The 18127-nt window shown below is 36.0% G+C and carries 17 protein-coding genes; 9 read left to right on the top strand and 8 right to left on the bottom strand.

Annotated elements, in window-relative coordinates; genetic code table 11:
- The first annotated feature begins 196 nt into the window (after positions 1-196).
- From M997_RS10645 to M997_RS10625, 5 genes are read left to right on the top strand one after another with little or no spacing between them, the layout of a single operon-like run.
- Positions 197-787, top strand: coding sequence for a fimbrial protein (locus M997_RS10645; RefSeq protein WP_064720091.1), 591 nt, complete (start codon positions 197-199; stop codon positions 785-787).
- A gap of 47 nt (positions 788-834) precedes the next feature.
- A complete protein-coding gene (locus M997_RS10640; RefSeq protein ID WP_064720090.1) occupies positions 835-1527 on the top strand; it encodes a fimbrial biogenesis chaperone in 693 nt (230 codons plus the stop codon).
- 13 nt (positions 1528-1540) lie between these two features.
- The gene (locus tag M997_RS10635) at positions 1541-4054 is read left to right on the top strand and encodes a fimbria/pilus outer membrane usher protein (protein WP_074379353.1); all 2514 of its coding nucleotides are present in this window, start codon (positions 1541-1543) and stop codon (positions 4052-4054) included.
- Between the two features lie 11 nt (positions 4055-4065).
- Positions 4066-5142 carry a fimbrial protein gene (locus tag M997_RS10630; RefSeq protein ID WP_064720088.1) on the top strand — a complete coding sequence of 359 codons (1077 nt, stop codon included), beginning with the start codon at positions 4066-4068 and terminating at the stop codon, positions 5140-5142.
- Positions 5143-5152: 10 nt separating this feature from the next.
- Positions 5153-5860 (top strand): fimbrial biogenesis chaperone, encoded by a 708-nt coding sequence (locus tag M997_RS10625; RefSeq protein WP_156510821.1) that lies wholly within the window; start codon positions 5153-5155, stop codon positions 5858-5860.
- A gap of 86 nt (positions 5861-5946) precedes the next feature.
- On the opposite strand, the gene M997_RS17210 is transcribed toward M997_RS10625, so the two are convergent.
- Genes M997_RS17210 through M997_RS10615 form a run of 3 tightly spaced genes read right to left on the bottom strand, consistent with a single transcriptional unit; the run spans position 5947 to position 8417 of the window.
- Positions 5947-6108 (bottom strand): DUF2474 domain-containing protein, encoded by a 162-nt coding sequence (locus M997_RS17210; protein ID WP_074379352.1) that lies wholly within the window; start codon positions 6106-6108, stop codon positions 5947-5949.
- A complete protein-coding gene (gene cydB, locus M997_RS10620) occupies positions 6089-7093 on the bottom strand; it encodes a cytochrome d ubiquinol oxidase subunit II (RefSeq protein WP_064720087.1) in 1005 nt (334 codons plus the stop codon). Before cydB ends, M997_RS17210 begins: the two co-directional genes overlap by 20 nt.
- Complete coding sequence (locus M997_RS10615) at positions 7083-8417, bottom strand: cytochrome ubiquinol oxidase subunit I (RefSeq protein WP_064720086.1); 1335 nt, start codon at positions 8415-8417, stop codon at positions 7083-7085. The genes cydB and M997_RS10615 overlap by 11 nt, the downstream gene beginning before the upstream one ends.
- A 129-nt stretch (positions 8418-8546) precedes the next feature.
- On the opposite strand from M997_RS10615, the gene M997_RS10610 reads away from it, so the two are divergent.
- Positions 8547-9962 carry an aminotransferase-like domain-containing protein gene (locus tag M997_RS10610; RefSeq protein WP_064720085.1) on the top strand — a complete coding sequence of 472 codons (1416 nt, stop codon included), beginning with the start codon at positions 8547-8549 and terminating at the stop codon, positions 9960-9962.
- A gap of 126 nt (positions 9963-10088) precedes the next feature.
- Positions 10089-10658, top strand: a complete 570-nt coding sequence (locus tag M997_RS10605; RefSeq protein ID WP_064720084.1) for a HutD/Ves family protein — start codon at positions 10089-10091, stop codon at positions 10656-10658.
- 51 nt (positions 10659-10709) lie between these two features.
- Here M997_RS10605 and M997_RS10600 read toward each other — a convergent pair whose 3' ends face one another.
- Positions 10710-11321 carry a LysE family translocator gene (locus tag M997_RS10600; protein ID WP_064720083.1) on the bottom strand — a complete coding sequence of 204 codons (612 nt, stop codon included), beginning with the start codon at positions 11319-11321 and terminating at the stop codon, positions 10710-10712.
- A 162-nt stretch (positions 11322-11483) separates the two neighbouring features.
- On the opposite strand from M997_RS10600, the gene M997_RS10595 reads away from it, so the two are divergent.
- A complete protein-coding gene (locus tag M997_RS10595; RefSeq protein WP_023582027.1) occupies positions 11484-11948 on the top strand; it encodes an Lrp/AsnC family transcriptional regulator in 465 nt (154 codons plus the stop codon).
- A gap of 260 nt (positions 11949-12208) precedes the next feature.
- Here the strand turns inward: M997_RS10595 and bla are convergent, their stop codons facing one another.
- Positions 12209-13096, bottom strand: coding sequence for a class A beta-lactamase (gene bla, locus M997_RS10590; RefSeq protein WP_064720082.1), 888 nt, complete (start codon positions 13094-13096; stop codon positions 12209-12211).
- Between the two features lie 172 nt (positions 13097-13268).
- On the opposite strand from bla, the gene M997_RS10585 reads away from it, so the two are divergent.
- Positions 13269-14147: a LysR family transcriptional regulator gene (locus tag M997_RS10585; RefSeq protein WP_064720081.1), complete on the top strand. Its 879-nt coding sequence runs from the start codon at positions 13269-13271 to the stop codon at positions 14145-14147.
- 71 nt (positions 14148-14218) lie between these two features.
- On the opposite strand, the gene lhgO is transcribed toward M997_RS10585, so the two are convergent.
- Genes lhgO through M997_RS10570 form a run of 3 tightly spaced genes read right to left on the bottom strand, consistent with a single transcriptional unit; the run spans position 14219 to position 18122 of the window.
- Entirely contained in the window at positions 14219-15421 is a 1203-nt protein-coding gene (lhgO, locus tag M997_RS10580) for an L-2-hydroxyglutarate oxidase (RefSeq protein ID WP_074379351.1), read from the bottom strand.
- A gap of 16 nt (positions 15422-15437) precedes the next feature.
- The gene (locus M997_RS10575; protein ID WP_064720079.1) at positions 15438-16151 is read right to left on the bottom strand and encodes a FadR/GntR family transcriptional regulator; all 714 of its coding nucleotides are present in this window, start codon (positions 16149-16151) and stop codon (positions 15438-15440) included.
- Complete coding sequence (locus M997_RS10570; RefSeq protein WP_064720078.1) at positions 16152-18122, bottom strand: TRAP transporter permease; 1971 nt, start codon at positions 18120-18122, stop codon at positions 16152-16154.
- Between the last annotated feature and the right edge of the window lie 5 nt (positions 18123-18127).

Below are 18127 nucleotides of genomic sequence, written 5' to 3'. Positions count from 1 at the left end.
TAAAAATCTCTATATTGACCATTTAATTTGACTTAAATCACACTCGTAAAAAAATAATTAAAATAACTGGCAAGCTTATTTTTGTGTATCTAATATAAAAATGACTAGAGTTCTCTTTAGTCACCTTTAGTTAATGATGGCAATAATAAAAGCTTATTTTTGCTAATTGAATGCTAATCTATTCTCGGAGTTAAATATGTTTAAAAATAAACTCCCACTGTCATTATTATCAGTGGCTATTTTATCGACGTCAGCTTTTGCTACAACTAATAGCGCGGGTGGTATTATTTCTTTCTCTGGTGCCATTAGTGATACGACATGTACTATTAATGGAGGCAATAGTGCAGATTTTTCTATTCTATTAGATCCAATTACGGTGACAGATGCAGGAACAACTGCAAGTGCAGTGATTACAAAGAATCAAAAGGAGTTTGCATTAACATTCTCTGACTGTGCTCCAGCTTCAACACCAAGTGGCAGTAATTTAAAAATACATTTCTCTTCTGCAAATAGTATTTCTACAAACGGATTATATTTAATTAATGATACTGTTAATGAGAATGATCCTTTGGTGGCTAAAAACGTAGGCTTTAGTTTATCTACAACAGCAGCACCAACGGTTGCTATTCCTTTAAATGCGACATTTGATACAGGTATTAAAGGTGATAAAACAGCACCTGATTCAGATACCTTACGTTTAATTGCAAGCTATTATAAAACAAATGCGACAGCGGCTAAAACAGGTCCTGTACATTCTAATGTTATCTATACAGTCTCATATTTATAATATTTAAAGCCAGACTCATTTGAGTCTGGCTTTTTAGGACGATAATGATGAAAAAATTAATCTCATTTATAATACTCTTTTTTTCCTCAATAAGTGTCTATGCGAATGTTATTATTAACGGTACTCGGATTATCTATAATGAAGGTACAGAAAGCATTAATATTCAACTAACGAATAATGGAAATTTAGCTTCTCTTATTCAAAGTTGGATAGATAATGGGGATATTGATTCAACGCCAGAAAATGCCATATCCCCTTTTTATTTATATCCACCAATAGTAAAAATTGCAGGAAAACAAGGCCAATTACTAAAAATTAAAATATCTAATGAGCAATTACCAAATAATACTGAACAGGTTTATTATTTAAATGTATTAGATATTCCAGAAAATGCAGAGGCAATGAATGGAAAAAGCTATCTGCAATTAGTAATGAAAACAAGAATAAAAATTTTTTATCGCCCTAAAGCATTAACAGATGATCCAGCCTTGGTTAATGAAAAAATAACTTATCAATTAATAGGTAATAAAATTTTAGTCAAAAATAACTCACAATATCATTTTACAATAGCTTCTATTTCAACAGAGGGAACTCCTCGTATAACTCTTACTGAGGCTGAAATGATACCTCCGTTATCTTCGCGTGAGTTACCATTAATTAATAAATTAAAAAATAATTCAGTTGTTGTTATTTATGTTGATGATTTTGGTGTTTATAAATCACAGAATATTAAATTCTAATTGAGATAACATCGTGAAAAATAAAAAGTATCTCTCAATTCTTATTTTTATAGGAATGCAAAACTACACACAAAATCTGTATGCAGAGGGATTTGATACGTCTTTATTAGTAGGAAAATCAAAGCATGGAGATATATCCAGATTTTATATAGAAGATAAAGTGCCTGAAGGAAAGCAATTGGTTGATATTTATGTTAATCAAGTATGGAAAGGTCAGTTTGAAATTAATATTAGTGGAGAAAAACCTAATATTAGCCTTGACGCTAAGGATGTAAATAAATTAGGCCTGAATCTTTCTTTAGAGACTAAACAGCAAATAGATAAAGATGAACCCATTTTAGTTGATATCTTAGCTAAAGGTGTTAGTGCAAAATTAGATATTAATAATTTAAGATTAGATGTTATAGCACCTCAAATTTCAGTTAAACAATCAGAAGTCGGTTATGTGGATGCAAGTTATTGGCAACAAGGAATATCTGCATTAATCCTAGCTTATAATATAAATTACTATAATTACAAAGAAAAAAATGGTAATAAAAGTAATAATGAAAATTTTTTTGCAAATATAAACTCGGGTGTTAATTTGGGTTCATGGCAGTTTCGTGATGAATCTAACTATTCTTATTATTCACATGGAAAGCATCAGTGGAAAAATAATACTCGATATATTTATAAAGCATTAAGTAAAATAACGGCAGGGCTAACAATGGGTGATTTTTATACACCCGCCGCACTTTTTAATAGTATTTCATTTCGAGGTATTTCTCTTTCAACTGAAATGGGGATGTTACCCAATTCAAGCCAAGGTTTTGCGCCTATTATTAGAGGGGTTGCACAAACAAATGCTTTAGTTAGTGTTTATCAAAATGAAAACTTAGTTTTTCAAGAAAATGTTCCACCTGGTGAATTTTCATTTAGAGATATTCAGCCTACCGCTGGTGGCGGAGATCTTCTTGTTGTTATTCAAGAAGCGGACGGACGAAGAGAGTCATTCACTGTACCATTTTCTGCTGTGCCCGATATGCTAAAAGAAGGGGTTTATCGCTATAATGTGATGATGGGTGAATCTAGAATTAATAATACCGATTATCGGCCTAAATTTGCGCAAGGTGAAATTCATTATGGTGTAAATAATCTGGTTACTGTATATGCAGGAGGTATTGTTAGTGAAGATTATTATTCTGCATTAATTGGTAGTGGTTGGAATTTTAAATTTGGTGCGATATCTGCTGATATAACGCATGCAAGTGCAGATTTGCAAAATGGAAAAAAGACTGGGCAAAGCTTTCGCCTTGCTTATAGTAAATATATGGATGCAACACTAACCAACTTAACGTTAGCTGCTTATCGATACTCTACCAGTAATTATTACAGTTTTGTAGATTCAATATACTCTCATGATAATTATCAAGCTTGGAAAGATTATCAAAATGAGATTGCTAAACAGCAAGATAATAATAATACAGTTTCAGATTTAGATTTAACAACATTTGATGCACTGAGAGGTTCTAGAGCAAAAAATACCTTTACGATAAATTTAAATCAATATTTGGGTGGTCAGCGAGGCGCTATTTTTCTTTCAGGGACACATCGTAATTATTGGAATACGCAAGGTAATAACCGAGAATACCAATTAGGCTATTCAAATAACTATAAAGATATTGCTTACAATTTTTCGGTATCAAAATTAAGAAATTATGATAACGAAGACGAAACTCGTTATTATCTAAATGTCAGTGTGCCGATTTCATTCTTTGATAAAAGAGCCAATATCAATACTTCTATTTACGCTGCTGATTCACGTTATCAGCAATCTACATTAAGTTTGAGCGGCACAGCAGGTAAAGATGATTTGATGAATTATACTTTAACGACTTCTAATCAAACAGGCGGAAATAATTTAGTTGGTGCAAACGTTAGTTATCGTCATCCTTATAGTACATTATCGGCATCTTATACTGAAGCCAATGATTATCGCCAAGGTGGGTTAGGTACCAGAGGTACTATTGTTGCTATTCCTAATCATATTGTTTTTTCAGGTGATACAGGAAAAACTTACACTATTATTGATGCGCCTATGGCGAATAATATGATGGTGAATGGGAATAAAGCTACGTTAACTAATAATCAAGGTGTTGTGTTAGTGGCAAACACTATTCCTTATCGTACTAATACTTATACGCTAACCAATACTGAAAAGCCGTCTAATGCTGAAATGGTAGGAAATATAACGCATGTAACACCTTATTTAGGTGCTGTTAATTATCTCACTATTGCGACCGATCAACGGCAAACTTTTATTATCAAAGCTTCTTTAGAAAATAATGAGAGCCTGCCTTTTGGTACAGAGGTTTTAAATAATAAAAAACAAAGTATTGGATATGTAGGGCAATCGGGCGTGCTTTATTTAAAGAGCGACACATTGCCATCTTCTGTATATGTGAAATTAAATTTAGCAGGAAAAAAAGAGTGCGTAATTAATAATTTAATAAATACGATGGATGTAAATCGTAATATCTGTCGATAAAGGAAAGTATCATGAAATCATCTACCTTTATATTTTTACTTTTATTCGGAACAATAAGTCAACAAGCCATGGCAAATTGCAAGCCAGATAGTACCATAACCGCACCTAATATTAATTTTGACTTATCAACTGATTTAAATAGCACTTCAACAACGGCAACAAGAACAAGCAGAACAATATTTCCAGGTACATTTAAATGCACGGCAAGGGGATTGTTTCCTAATACAGTCGGTATTGCTTCTCCCTTTGCAGATAATCGGGTTGGAACCATAGGGTTTAATGGTGGAAAGCAATTTGTATCTATTACGCTGACATATTTGGAAAAGGATAGAGTGACCGACATTACAGCAGGAACACATCCTGCATCTGATTTGGATACTAATTTCACCTTAAAATTCACCTTAGTTAATAGCAAACCTTCTTCTAATTATACTGAGGTGAGTGGAAATACAGCGGTTGTAACACCGGTTATTTTAGCCTCTGATGCTTCTAGTTTAGGGATTATACAATGGTTAATTAACATTGTTGTGAAGTTGGTACAATTTTTATTAACTTGGCAATGGCCTGTTGATCAGAATAATATATTTTTGCAGCCGATGCAGATTACTTATAACCCTGTAATGACAACCTGTAATTTTTCTAATGCGGGATTAACTGTCGCATTACCATTAGTCAGTATTAAAGATGCTAAAACTTTAGATAAAGCGGGTTATACACCTTTTACATTAAATTTTACTTGCCAAGATTTCTTAAGCGGTTCAAAAGCATCTCGCGATATTAGTATGTTTTTATCTAGTCAAAATTTATTAGCTAATGATAAGTCAGTATTAACTAATACAACGGCGCAAGGCGCAAGTGGCGTCGGATTTCGTGTAGTAAAAAGTGATAATATAACTAGTCCACTTATTTTTTCTAATAGTGTAAGTGCTCAAGGAAGTGCAACAAGTATATTTAGTGTTATAAAAGGAAATACTATCTCACCTACATTCTCGATAAATATGGCAGCCTATTATTATCCTTATAATATTAATGCAGTAACGCAAGGAAAAATAGAAAGTACTGCAACTGTTGTGATGTCATATAATTAGAGAAGAAAAAATGAAGAGCATAATACGCACTTATTTTATTTTAATGCTTATTTTTTTCACCCATTTAACTTATGCAAGTGTTGTGCTTGAACGTACTCGTTTAATATTTTCATCAGATAATCAGATGGTTTCATTACAAGTTTTTAATCATAGTGAGCAACCGGCACTAATTCAGAGTTGGATTGATGAAGGCAATATTGAATCGACGCCAGAAACAACCTCTGCGCCTTTTTTGGTTATTCCGCCTATTGCGAAAATAATAGCCAATGACGGACTACAGATAAAAATAAAGCAATTTGAAAATCAACTTCCCCAAGATAGAGAATCTGTTTTTTATTTAAATGTATTAGATATTGCACCAAAATCATCGAATAAATTGAATCAAAATACATTACAGTTAGCGTTACAAACTAGAATTAAGCTTTTCTATCGACCAATCCAAATTGATATAAAACCTGATGAAATTGTTGATGGCATAAAAATAAATCAGCAAGGAATAAATTTAGAAATAAGTAATCCAAGTGCCTATTTTTTTACCATATCAAAAATATATGCTGAAGATAAAGAAGATAAACCCTTTGTGGGTGCAACAATGATAGCGCCTTTTTCTAAACAACAAATTCAATACCAGGGCGCGATTACACCTAACCAGCTAGTGACAATTATTTATATTGATGATGATGGTAATTATTTGCAAAGTAAGAAAAATATTAATTAATATGATATTTTTTATGTAAAAGAAAAGGGCTGAAAATAACTCCAGCCCTTGATTTTTATTATTATATTGCTGTGTGTATCTATTGCCTACTTCACTTTCATTCCGGCTGCTGTCATTAAAAATCGAAAGAGAGAAGAAACCGCAAACAAGGCAATTACACTACAAAACCAAATGGTAATAAGCCATCCCCACTTTTTAAGTAATGAGGGTTTGCTTTCTGTTGCTGGATCAGTGATAGCCTTCTTCATGAGTTTTTCCTCTAAATACGTAGTAACTCCAGAATGTATAAACAAGAATAATTGGAATAATAAATAGTGCGCCTACTAGCATAAAACCTTGGCTTTCTGGTGGCGCAGATGCGTCGACAAAACTGATTGCCGGTGGAATAATATTTGGCCAAATGCTAATGCCTAATCCAGCAAAACCTAAGAAAATAATCGCTAATGCACCAAAGAAAGGCAGGTAATGTCCTTTTCTTTTTACTGAGCGAATAATTAGCCATGCACTATATAAAACCAGTAATGGCACAGGTAAAAAGAAGAAAATATTAGGTAAAGAGAACCAACGTTCAGCAATAGCGGGTTGGGCTAATGGTGTCCATGCACTGACAATGGCAACAACCGCAAGCATTACTAAGGTTAATGGCTTGGCAACTTTATATAAATTTTGTTGTAAGTGACCTTCGGTTTTCATAATCAACCAGCCACAACCCAATAATGAGTAGGCAATAACTAAACCAAGGCCGCAAAAAAGAGGGAATGGTGTTAGCCAATCAAGGTAGCTGCCCGCGAAAGTACGATTAACTACGGGTAACCCCTGAACAACACTACCGACAACAATACCTTGTGTGAATGTTGCTAATACTGATCCGACAATAAAGGCTTTATCCCAAAAAGATTGGTGGTTATCATCCGCTTTAAAGCGGAATTCAAACGCGACCCCTCGGAATATTAGTGCAACAAGCATTAACGTTAAAGGCATTGCGAGTGCATCGAGGATCACGGCATAAGCCAGAGGAAAGGCACCAAAAAGTGCAGCGCCACCAAGTACTAACCATGTTTCGTTGCCGTCCCAAACTGGGGCAACGGTATTCATCATTAAATCACGATCTTGTCTATCTTTTATAAAAGGATAGGGCATTCCAATACCGAGATCGAAGCCATCCATAACGATGTACATCAGTGTACTAAATACGATTATGATGAACCAAATAACTGGTAAATCAATTCCCATTTTGAACCTCCGGTGTACCTTTACGGATCAGTTTTAACATATAGGCATATCCAATACCGAACACAGAACTATAGACAACAAAGAAGATCAGCAAACTAATGCTCATATGCATTTCACCATGAGCTGAAACCGCATCTCGTGTTCGTTGTATGCCATAAACAACCCAAGGCTGACGGCCAACTTCTGTGGTAAACCAGCCAGCAAGGATAGCGATAAGACCTGATGGCGCCATTAAAAATGTTAAGCGTAAGAAAGCTTTTGATTGATATAGTTTATTTCTATAACGCAACCATGTTCCCCAAACGCCCACTAAAATCATTAACATGCCAAGACCAACCATAATGCGGAATGACCAGAAAACAATAAGTGAATTGGGTCTATCTTCTTTAGGGAACTCTTTAAGTGCGGGTACTTGTTTATCTAAACTATGCGTTAAGATAAGGCTGCCAAGATAAGGAATTTCTAAAGCATATTTTGTCTTTTCAGCATCCATATCAGGCATACCAAAAAGAATAAGAGGTGTTGCTTCGCCAGGTTTATTTTCCCAATGCCCTTCAATTGCAGCTATTTTTGCTGGTTGGTGTTTTAAGGTATTTAAACCATGCACATCACCAATCAATGCTTGAATAGGTGCAAGGATAAGGATCATCCATAAAGACATCGAAAGCATTTTTTTCATTGCCGATGAGGTATTACCTTTAAGCAGATGCCAAGCGGCGGAAGCCGCAATAAAGAAGGCAGAAGCAAGGAAAGCAGCAACACCCATATGTGCAAGGCGATAGGGAAATGAAGGGTTAAAAATGACAGCAAGCCAGTCAGTTGGAACTACTTGGTTATTAATAATTTCAAATCCTTGTGGTGTTTGCATCCAGCTGTTTGATGCCAAGATCCAGAATGTGGACATCAATGTACCGAGTGCAACCATACAAGTGGCAAAAAAGTGGAGTTTTTCACCGACTTTATGCCAACCAAATAACATAACGCCTAAAAATCCCGCTTCTAAGAAGAAGGCGGTAAGGACTTCATAAGTCAGTAACGGACCCGTTATGGAGCCCGCGAAATCTGAAAATAAGCTCCAGTTTGTACCAAACTGATAAGCCATAACCAGACCTGATACAACGCCCATAGCAAAGTTAACAGCAAATATTTTTGACCAAAAATGGAATAGCGCTAAATAGTCCTTATTGCGGGTTTTTAACCATAAACCTTCCAATACCGCTAAAAAGCTAGCAAGTCCGATAGTAATAGCAGGGAAGATAATATGAAAAGAAACTGTAAACGCAAATTGGATACGCGCCAAATCAAAGGCACTTAACCCAAGCATAAAAAACCTCGTTATTAATATGTAAATTGCAGGTAAATCGTGTGGATTAGTAGACCATATGAAAGTAGACTATAATAGTGACAATAAGTTTAAAAATGACTATAACAGTTTTGAGGTAAACAGTTTTATATGACTCGATATGAACAGCTTGCAGCGCAAATTCGTCAACAGATTGAAGATAATATCTGGCAATCCGGCGACCGTTTACCTTCATTGCGGGATACGGTTAAACAATCCGGCTTAAGTTTAATGACGGTTTTACAATCGTATCAATTATTAGAAAGTCAGGGATGGATAACGGCTCGGCCACAATCCGGCTATTATGTTGCACATCGTAATACACGTTTTGGTCAGGTAACCGCCAGTAAAGGGCTGCATATGAGCGAAAATGTTGAAATAAGCACCTCTATTTTCAATGTGCTCCAAGCCTGTAAAGATCCCGACATTATTCCTTTTGGTTCTGCATTTCCTGATCCTAGCCTTTTTATTCAACCAAAATTAAGTAGCGCATTAGCGGCAGCGGCAAGGCATTTAGCACCTCAAAGCTCAGTAATTAACTTACCACCGGGTAATGAAAAGTTACGGCGTAACATTGCTCAACGCTATGCTTTACAAGGGATTCATGTCTCACCTGATGAGATTGTAATAACAGCAGGTGCAATGGAATCGCTGAGTTTTAGCTTGCAAGCTGTGACAGAACCGGGTGATTGGGTTGTGATTGAATCACCTGCTTTTTATGGTGCATTACAAGCGATAGAACGTTTACGCTTGAAAGCTATTGCTATTAAAACAGATCCCGTAACTGGTATTTGCTTAGATGAGCTGGAGAAAGTTGTTGAAAAATACGATATCAAAGCATGTTGGTTAATGAGTCACTGTCAAAATCCATTAGGTGGAACTATGCCTGATGAGAATAAAATTAAGCTGGTAGATATCTTAGCGAAAAATCAAATCACTTTAATTGAAGATGATGTGTATGGTGAACTGTATAACAGTCCAAAAGCACCGATGCCTGTAAAAGGTTTTGATAGATCTAATAGCGTATTGCATTGTGCTTCGTTTTCTAAATGTTTAGCACCAGGTTTTCGGGTGGGCTGGGTTGCAGCAGGTAAACACGCAACAAAAATTCAGCAATTGCAGATGATGAGTACAGTATCGGCAAGTATGCCAACACAACAAGCTATTGCTGATTATCTTTCCCAAGGCGGTTATGATACGCACCTTCGTCGTTTAAGATTATTGCTAGAACAAAGACGTTATCGTATGTTGCAAGCAATACAAACGCATCTTCCTGATGATGTAAAAGTTAATATTCCTATTGGTGGCTATTTCTTATGGGTTGAATTTGAATCAGAGTTTGATGCGAATAAACTTTATCATTTCGCCTTAGAACGAGGGGTGAGTATTGCGCCGGGTTCTATGTTTTCAACCAGTTGCCAATTTAATCATGCCTTTCGTTTAAACTCTTCGTTTCAATGGAATAATCGTACTGAACGTGGAATGGAAATTATTGGTGAAGGATGCCGTAAACTACGTCGAAAATAGCGTAGAAATAGCCGATGTTGGCGCACATTTTTAAAAGTTATTTATTGATTTATGAACGCTAATCTCCAATGATTGATCCTTGACCTCACTATCAGACTAATTAGCCAGATATTGTAGGAGGAGACAATGAAATTACGTTGTTTTGATCAACAAGAGTTACCGTTTATTTCATGGAGTAATCAACGAGGCACAACACAAGAAATTGTTTGTTGGCCGGTTAATAATGATTTTTCATGGCGTGCATGTTTAACATCGATTGATGATAATAGTTCACTAGGCCAATTTCCAGATATAGAACGGCAAATGGTATTGTTAGAAGGTAAGGGTGTTAATTTAAATAGTCCCGGTTTTTTTAATCACTCTGTGACGACCTCTTATCAACCTTTCGATTTTTCAGGCGATATACATGTACGCTCTGAATTAATCGAAGGGGCGGTTAAATGTTTAAATATTATGGTGCGTCGAACTTGTTGGAAAGCAGAAACAACGTTAGTGACACAACCCTTAATTTTGCCAAGCTCTCATGCTGGTTTAATTTATGTCATAGAGGGGCAATGGACGTTAACAGGTGCCACTTGCCAACATATTTCCAAAGGACAAGGTGCTTGGTGGCTACCCGATATTCGGGAAGGAGAAATTAGTCCATTAACCGCAAATAGCCAACTATTATGGGCAGATATTCGACCACTGAAATAGTCAATATCAGTGGTCAAATAAGGTGAAATACTTTTTGTATATATATTGATGCTAATTTAAGGCGAGATTGACAGCTGCAAAGGTGAGTAATCCACCAGCAATGCCATCATTATAGCGACGACGTTTATCAGACAAGCCACCTTTTAAGCCTATATAAGCAAAAACTGAACCTAAAATACCGTAAATGACCAAGCAAGTAGTAATAAATATTGTTGATAACAGTATAGATTGCAGAGCTATATCATTATGACTATCAATAAAGTTTGGTAAAATAGCTAAATAGACTAACAATCCTTTAGGATTGAGAAAACTGGTTAAAAAACCTTTACGAAAAACATGAGAGGTTTTATTTGCAGAAATGACTAAATTACTTTTTTTACATGCAGATAACAGCATTTTAATAGCAAGATAGGCGATATAAGCAACACCTATCCATTTAAGTAAATTAAATAAAATAGGTGATGCAGCAACGATAGTGGCAAGACCTAATGCACTGAAAAGGGCATGAGTAAGATACCCACTAATCACGCCAGCATTGGCTATCCATGCGGTTCTCATTCCACTGGCAAGACCTTGTGATGAGATAAATAAAATATCAGGCCCTGGAGTACAAATAAGTGGCAATACTGTCAGAGCAAATAATAATAAAGTGTTAAATTCCATCTTTTTCACCTGATATAAATATGTTGGGTTGAACATCGTTTTTGCTGTGAAATTTAGCTGAAAAATTATATGATGTTTTCGAAAAAATCGGGTTGCTTTGTTGCTAACAAAAATAATTAATTGGCAATAAAATTCCATAAATAGAGCTAAGGTTAATCTTTGATGTCAATAAAATTGGATAAGATAGATAAACATATTTTGCAGGTGCTTCAGCGTGACGGCAAAATCCAGAACATTGAATTAGCAAAAGAAGTTGGGCTTTCACCATCCCCGTGTTTAAGACGCGTGCGCTTACTAGAAGAATCTGGCGTTATTACTCGTTATGTTGCGGTTTTAGATGGTAGTAAAGTTGATGCTGGGTTGTCTTTATTTGCACGTATCTGGTTTAGAGCACAAGATGCTGAAACCATTGAAGAGTTTGTAAAAGCAATAAAAGTATTACCAGAAGTGGTTGAATGTCATTTAATGGCGGGTGAATGTGATGCATTGATCCGCATCGTGACAAAAGATTTAGCGACTTATCGTCGTTTTCATGCCGATTATTTAACACAAATCCCAAGTATCCAAAGTATAAAAACAGAAGTACCAATGGAAACCGTTAAAGTTAGTTTTGCTCTGCCGCTTTAAGTTTTTTATAAAAATTTAGATGTCAGTAAATTTAAACAATCACACAACATTACTTTTCAATATAAAAGCCTCTTAGCTCTTAATAAGAGGCTTTTTAATATAATGGATTAATTAAACTATCTAATTTTATTGAATCGATATAGTTCAGGCATATAAAAAGATATACAAATAAATAAAGATGCCCCTATATAATAGAGATTAAATATTGGCGCGAACCAACAGGTCATTATTGTTATAAAAATATTGATTAATGCTTAAACTTAATTTTGCCTAATAAACGGTTTTGTTACAATTTCAGTGGCTTTAACAATGATATCTTTACGTGGTTTCGCATTTTGTTCTTGCTGGGTAAAATAAATGACTAATATAAGTGGTGCCTGATTTTCACGCCAAATTACAGCAATATCATTAGTGGTGCCATAATCACCGCTTCCTGTTTTATCACCTACAATCCACTGTTTTGGTATACCTGCTTTTATGCTGTTATCACCCGTTGTATTGCCTTTTAACCAAGTTATCAATTGATTACGTTGATATTGACCTAGCGCATCGCCCAAAGTTAGCGCCTGAAGACTTTTCGCCATCGCTAATGGCGATGTTGTGTCTCGAGGATCACCATGTATTGCCGTATTTAATTCAGGCTCAGAACGATCAAGGCGATAAGTTATATCATTAATAGAACGTGCAAATTGAGTGACTTTTTCTGGGCCACCTAAATGCGCTAAGATTTTATTCATTGCTGTATTATCACTATATTGCAATGTTGCAGCGCTGAGTTGGGCTAATGTCATTCCTGTCGTTAAATGCTTTTCAACAATTGGGCTATAAGCGACTAAATCTGATTGTTTTATGCTGATATTCTTATCTAATAAATCTGTTTTTTGCTCGCTTTCTTTTAATAATGCCGCTACTGCCATTACTTTACTGGTACTTGCCATAGCAAAGCGTTCATTACCACGATAAGTTATTTGTGAATTATCAGCAGTATTAATTAAAGCAACACCTAAACGACCTTGAGTACTTTTTTCAAGCGCCGCTAATTGTTGTTCGATAGCACTATTATCTTGTGCCCATAAAGTTGATGAAGCGAAAAGTGATATTAATGAAACTACCATCACCACGGAACGAAGAAAAATTTTTTTAAACATAGTAATAAAAGCCTAGGTTAATTTAATAAAGAAAATCTCAATATAGATAATGGGTTATAACTAAATTAAGAGTTATAATTATCACTGTAGCGCAATATCCTATTAAATCACTTTATTGACAATCGATAATAAATCACCTTAGCCTAGAGAAAATCTATTGGCTAAGAATATTATGCGCACACATCTTCCTCTTAATGCATTAAGAGCATTTGAAGCATCAGCAAGACATCTTAATTTTACCAAAGCTGCGTTAGAACTGTATGTCACCCAAGGTGCTGTCAGTCAGCAAGTTAGAATGCTCGAAAATCGTTTAGGTGTAGTACTTTTTAGACGATTACCTCGTGGATTGGAAATGACGGATGATGCCCAAATTTTATTTTCAGTATTAACCAATGCATTTAGCGATATCGAGCGCGCTTTTAAACAATTTGAACGTGGTGAATATCGTGAAGTAGTCTCAATTGCGGCGGTTGGTACATTTGCAGTAGGGTGGTTATTACCTAAATTAGCAGAATTTAAACAGCAACACTCTGCAATTGAAATAAGTTTAAGAACCAATAACAACATTGTTAATTTAGCAACCGAAGGACTCGATTTTGCAATTAGATTTGGTGAGGGCTTATGGCCATTAACGCATAATAAGGTGTTATTTTCAGCACCATTAACGGTGTTATGTTCACCAGAAACAGCAAAACGTTTACATCATCCCAATGATTTAATTAATGAAAATCTATATCGTTCTTATCGAGAGGATGAGTGGGAAAAATGGTGCTGTGCTGCCAATATTTCAACATTCAAAGTTTCTGGCTCAATATTTGATTCTTCGCGATTAATGGTTGAAACAGCTATTTATGAGGGCGGTATTGCATTAGCGCCAGCAAAAATGTTTTCACGTGAAATCGCAAGTGGTCAATTAGTTCAGCCTTTTCCCATTGAGATTGAAATAGGAAAATATTGGTTAACGTATTTAAAATCTAAACCACTTACGGCTTCAATGGAGATATTTCAGCAGTGGTTAATAGATGAGGCGTTAAAAGAGTGCAGTAATTAATTTACTAAAAGCACTGAATAAATAAAATACAGTGCCTTTTATTTTTATTCACAAATAAAAACAGATCATTATTATAATAAAAAGTGCTCTCTTACTATTTCTCTACCAATTTCAATAGAGGCGGTTGCTGCCGGTGAAGGCGCATTGCACACGTGTAATGAGCGTTTTCCTTTTACAAAATGAAAATCATCTACGAGCTTTCCGTCTTGTGTGAGTGCTTGAGCGCGAACACCAGCAGGGCCAGGATGAATATCTGCTTCACGTAAATCAGGAATTAGCTTTTGTGCATTTTGAGTAAAAAGTTTACGAGAATAAGAACGACGTAATTCAGCCATTCCTTCACCAAAATAATTTCCAGCTATTTTCCAAAAACCTTTATAAGTTAATACCTCAGCCAAATCTTTTAAGTTGATATCGCTCTTTTTATAACCTTCACGTTTAAAGGCGAGTACAGCATTAGGGCCTACATCTCGATGCCCGTTATACATACGAGTAAAATGTACGCCTAAAAAAGGAAAATCAGGGTTAGGAACAGGGTAAATTAAGTGATTCACTAAGTAATTTTTATTATTGTTAAGCATAAAATATTCACCACGAAAAGGGACTATTTTCATTCCGGTATTGTATCCTGCCATTTTTGCAATACGGTCACTAAATAATCCAGCGCAATTAATTAGCCATTTACCTGTAAATTGATTATTTGATGTAGACACTGAAACAACATCATCGGTTTCATTGATAGCAGTAACAGTTTGATTAAACGCGAATTCACCATTGCGTGATTGGATAATTTCTACATGCTTGGCGGCAATTTCAGGGTAATTTACAATACCAGCATCTGGTACTAATAAAGCGGCAATGCCATTAACATAAGGTTCTCTGGCGTTGAGTTCGCTTTGTGTCATTTTTATTACTTCAAGCCCATTTTCAATACCGCGCTGATAAATTTTTTCTAATGCTTGTAACTCACTTTCATTAGTTGCAACAATGACTTTGCCACAACGATCATAATAAAGATTATGCTGTTGGCAAAATGCATAAGTAGTGATATTGCCTTGTTTGGCGAGTCTCGCTTTTAAGCTACCAGGTGTGTAATAAATACCTGAATGAACAACATTACTGTTATGGCCACTTTGATGAATTGCAGGGCCAGATTCCTTATCAATCACCAGTAATTTAAGCTCGGGCTGACTCTCTTGAAGTGCACTGGCAACTCCTAATCCGACTAATCCTGCACCGATGATAATAACGTCATAAGTCATAATATTATCCATTTTGCTAAATATATTGTTAACGTTTCTCTTGCTGTAAACGATTTAATTTGCCACGTACATTGGTTAAATGAAGGCGCATTTTATGACTGGTTTCGTCGCAATCTTGTTGACGTATTGCCTCAACTATCGCTTCATGTTCAGCGATAACACGTTCAGTTTCTACCTCTCGCCCTTTATTTTGGCTTAATGAATACATTAGTACGCCAAGATAAAGTTCATGCATATTATCTAAAATTCGAACAAAAAATGGGTTATGAGAAGCCACCATTATGGTGCGATGAAACTGATAATCTTCTTTATGGCCAATATTTTTATTTTGTGTCGTGGCTAAAATAAATGCTTGATGCGCGTTTTCAATAGCCACTAGTTCCTCTGGTGTTCGGCGCAAAGCGGCAATGGCAGCCGCTTCATGTTCAATGACCTCACGCATTTCAAGCAACGCATCGATTTCTTGAGGACGAGCGACTTCCATTACTATCGGTTCGTATTTACTCAGTATTGAATGGTCGATAACTCTTCTACCTCCACCTTGGCGTGAGGTAATAATGCCACTCGCTTCTAATACACCTAATGCTTCTCTGATTGGAACCCGGCTAACACCAAAGGCATCAGCGAGAACATTTTCAGAAGGTAATTTTTCACCAATAGGATAAGTACCGTCCGAAATACTTTGCTTTATTTGGTCAAGGGTCTGATGTGACGCTTTTTGGCGTGAGATCTTTTGTATCATCTAGTTTTCTCCGGGAATATGCCCCATATTATTTAATTGCTTTTTAGACCGTAGAATATGGAATGTGCCAGTAAGTATAATTAAGCCGATCCCCATTAGGTCAGTATAAAGGCCCGGTTTGATCATCAAAATAGCGGCACCAGCAAATGCAATGCGTTCAAACCATGTTGTTTTCACCATCCAAAAATTAGCGGTAGCAATACTTAATGCATAAATTCCTATTAATGCAGTAATAATCATTAATCCAATAGAGAATATACCTAAGTTATCGCCTTGCATTAATAATGCAGGGTTATAAACAAGAATGAACGGAATAATAAAGCCGGGTAGTGCTAAACGAACAGCATCCCATGACGTTTGCATTGGATCTGCTCTTGCTATACTCGCGGCAGTATAACTGGCTAATGCTACTGGTGGTGTAATATTAGAAAGAGCACCAAACCAAAATACAAAGAAATGCGCGGCTAAAGGTAATACACCCGCTTTAATCAATATAGGTGACACTGTAACGGCAACAACAATATATAATGCAGTTGAAGGCAAACCCATACTTAATACAATACATACCAACATAACGACTAATAAGATCATCCATAATGTATTGTCAGTCATCGAGACAATATTAAAGGCTAATGTGGCGCCAATACCTGTCATGGTAACAACACAAATAATGACACCAATGGCAGCACAAGCGATGGTAACTTGTACAGAGCCTCTTGCGGCTTCAGCTAAGGCATCAGCGACTTTGCTTAATGTCATTCGAACGGTTTTATCTGGCGTAATCCAACTGGCGACGATAATGGTTAATATGCCTAAAAATCCTGCATAAATTGGCGTTTTTCCGACAAGTAATGTGCCAATAACAATCACTAGTGGTAATAGTAATAAACCACGGGCTTTTAATACGGCTTTAACTCGAGGAATATTTTCTTTACTTAATCCTTTTAATCCTTGTTTTTTGGCTTCAATATCTATTGCCATAATTAATGCGGCGTAATAAAGCAGTGCTGGAATAATGGCGGCAATAACAATAGTGGTATAAGAAATACCCAAAAAGCCAGCCATAATAAAGGCAGCTGCACCCATAATTGGCGGCATTATCATTCCACCCGTTGAGGCAGTTGCTTCTACTGCACCAGCAAAACGTGGCGTTAATCCGATGCTTTTCATTAAAGGAATAGTGAATGTTCCCGTTGTTGCTACGTTAGCAACAGCGCTACCACTTAATGAACCTGTTAATGCAGATGAAATAACCGCAACTTGTGCAGGACCTCCACGACGGCGACCTGCAATGGCTAATGCTAAATCATTAAATAGTGCTGTAGCCCCGCTGACACTTAAAAATGATCCAAATAAAATAAATACCACAATAGCGGTTGATGCTGTTGATAGGGTAATACCAAATATGCCTTCACTGGTCATAAATAAGCGGTATAACAATCTTTCTACCGAAAACCCCGCATGACCAAAAATACCCATAAAATACTGACCAAATAGGGCGTAAATAATAGCGAAAGTTGCAAGGCCAGGAATAAAGTAACCTGTAGTACGACGGGCGGCTTCGAAAAGGACAATAATACCAAGTATCGCCATTACATAATCAGTCGTATTAGGAATACTTTTTCTGACTACATGTAGATCAACGTAATTAAGGAAAAAATAACCATAACTAATTAATGTTAAGGCAATAAAAAGATAATCCCAGAGATTAAACTTAGGTGTTGAAAAACGCTTAGAAAACGGGAAAAGAATAAATCCTAGAATTAAGATCCCACTAAGAAAAATAGTATTACGATAAAACTCTTGTGTATTTGATAACGCATTAGAGTAAATAGCATACAGCGAAATTAAAATAGCAAGGGTTGTAGTAATTTTAAGGTAAATACCTGCAAGCTGACGACTACCAGAGCCGGCTTCTTTATCTAGTGCAGGGGGTTCTACCGGAGTTAAATGGTCATTATTTATTGTCATAACTC

The sequence above is a fragment of the Proteus hauseri ATCC 700826 genome (assembly GCF_001654965.1).
Taxonomy (GTDB): domain Bacteria; phylum Pseudomonadota; class Gammaproteobacteria; order Enterobacterales; family Enterobacteriaceae; genus Proteus; species Proteus hauseri.
The sequence above is the reverse complement of the archived record's forward strand: the minus strand, read 5'-3'. Positions and strand labels throughout refer to the sequence as shown.

Excerpts from the sequence above, each read along its gene's own strand:
- M997_RS10625 (WP_156510821.1), top strand. The coding sequence starts at position 5,153 with ATGAAGAGCATAATACGCACTTATTTTATTTTAATGCTTATTTTTTTC.
- M997_RS10575 (WP_064720079.1), bottom strand. The coding sequence starts at position 16,151 with ATGATACAAAAGATCTCACGCCAAAAAGCGTCACATCAGACCCTTGAC.
- M997_RS10640 (WP_064720090.1), top strand. The coding sequence starts at position 835 with ATGAAAAAATTAATCTCATTTATAATACTCTTTTTTTCCTCAATAAGT.
- M997_RS10645 (WP_064720091.1), top strand. The coding sequence starts at position 197 with ATGTTTAAAAATAAACTCCCACTGTCATTATTATCAGTGGCTATTTTA.
- M997_RS10595 (WP_023582027.1), top strand. The coding sequence starts at position 11,484 with ATGTCAATAAAATTGGATAAGATAGATAAACATATTTTGCAGGTGCTT.
- M997_RS10570 (WP_064720078.1), bottom strand. The coding sequence starts at position 18,122 with ATGACAATAAATAATGACCATTTAACTCCGGTAGAACCCCCTGCACTA.
- M997_RS10615 (WP_064720086.1), bottom strand. The coding sequence starts at position 8,417 with ATGCTTGGGTTAAGTGCCTTTGATTTGGCGCGTATCCAATTTGCGTTT.
- M997_RS10585 (WP_064720081.1), top strand. The coding sequence starts at position 13,269 with ATGCGCACACATCTTCCTCTTAATGCATTAAGAGCATTTGAAGCATCA.
- M997_RS10600 (WP_064720083.1), bottom strand. The coding sequence starts at position 11,321 with ATGGAATTTAACACTTTATTATTATTTGCTCTGACAGTATTGCCACTT.
- M997_RS10610 (WP_064720085.1), top strand. The coding sequence starts at position 8,547 with ATGACTCGATATGAACAGCTTGCAGCGCAAATTCGTCAACAGATTGAA.
- cydB (WP_064720087.1), bottom strand. The coding sequence starts at position 7,093 with ATGGGAATTGATTTACCAGTTATTTGGTTCATCATAATCGTATTTAGT.
- M997_RS17210 (WP_074379352.1), bottom strand. The coding sequence starts at position 6,108 with ATGAAGAAGGCTATCACTGATCCAGCAACAGAAAGCAAACCCTCATTA.
- M997_RS10630 (WP_064720088.1), top strand. The coding sequence starts at position 4,066 with ATGAAATCATCTACCTTTATATTTTTACTTTTATTCGGAACAATAAGT.
- lhgO (WP_074379351.1), bottom strand. The coding sequence starts at position 15,421 with ATGGATAATATTATGACTTATGACGTTATTATCATCGGTGCAGGATTA.
- bla (WP_064720082.1), bottom strand. The coding sequence starts at position 13,096 with ATGTTTAAAAAAATTTTTCTTCGTTCCGTGGTGATGGTAGTTTCATTA.
- M997_RS10605 (WP_064720084.1), top strand. The coding sequence starts at position 10,089 with ATGAAATTACGTTGTTTTGATCAACAAGAGTTACCGTTTATTTCATGG.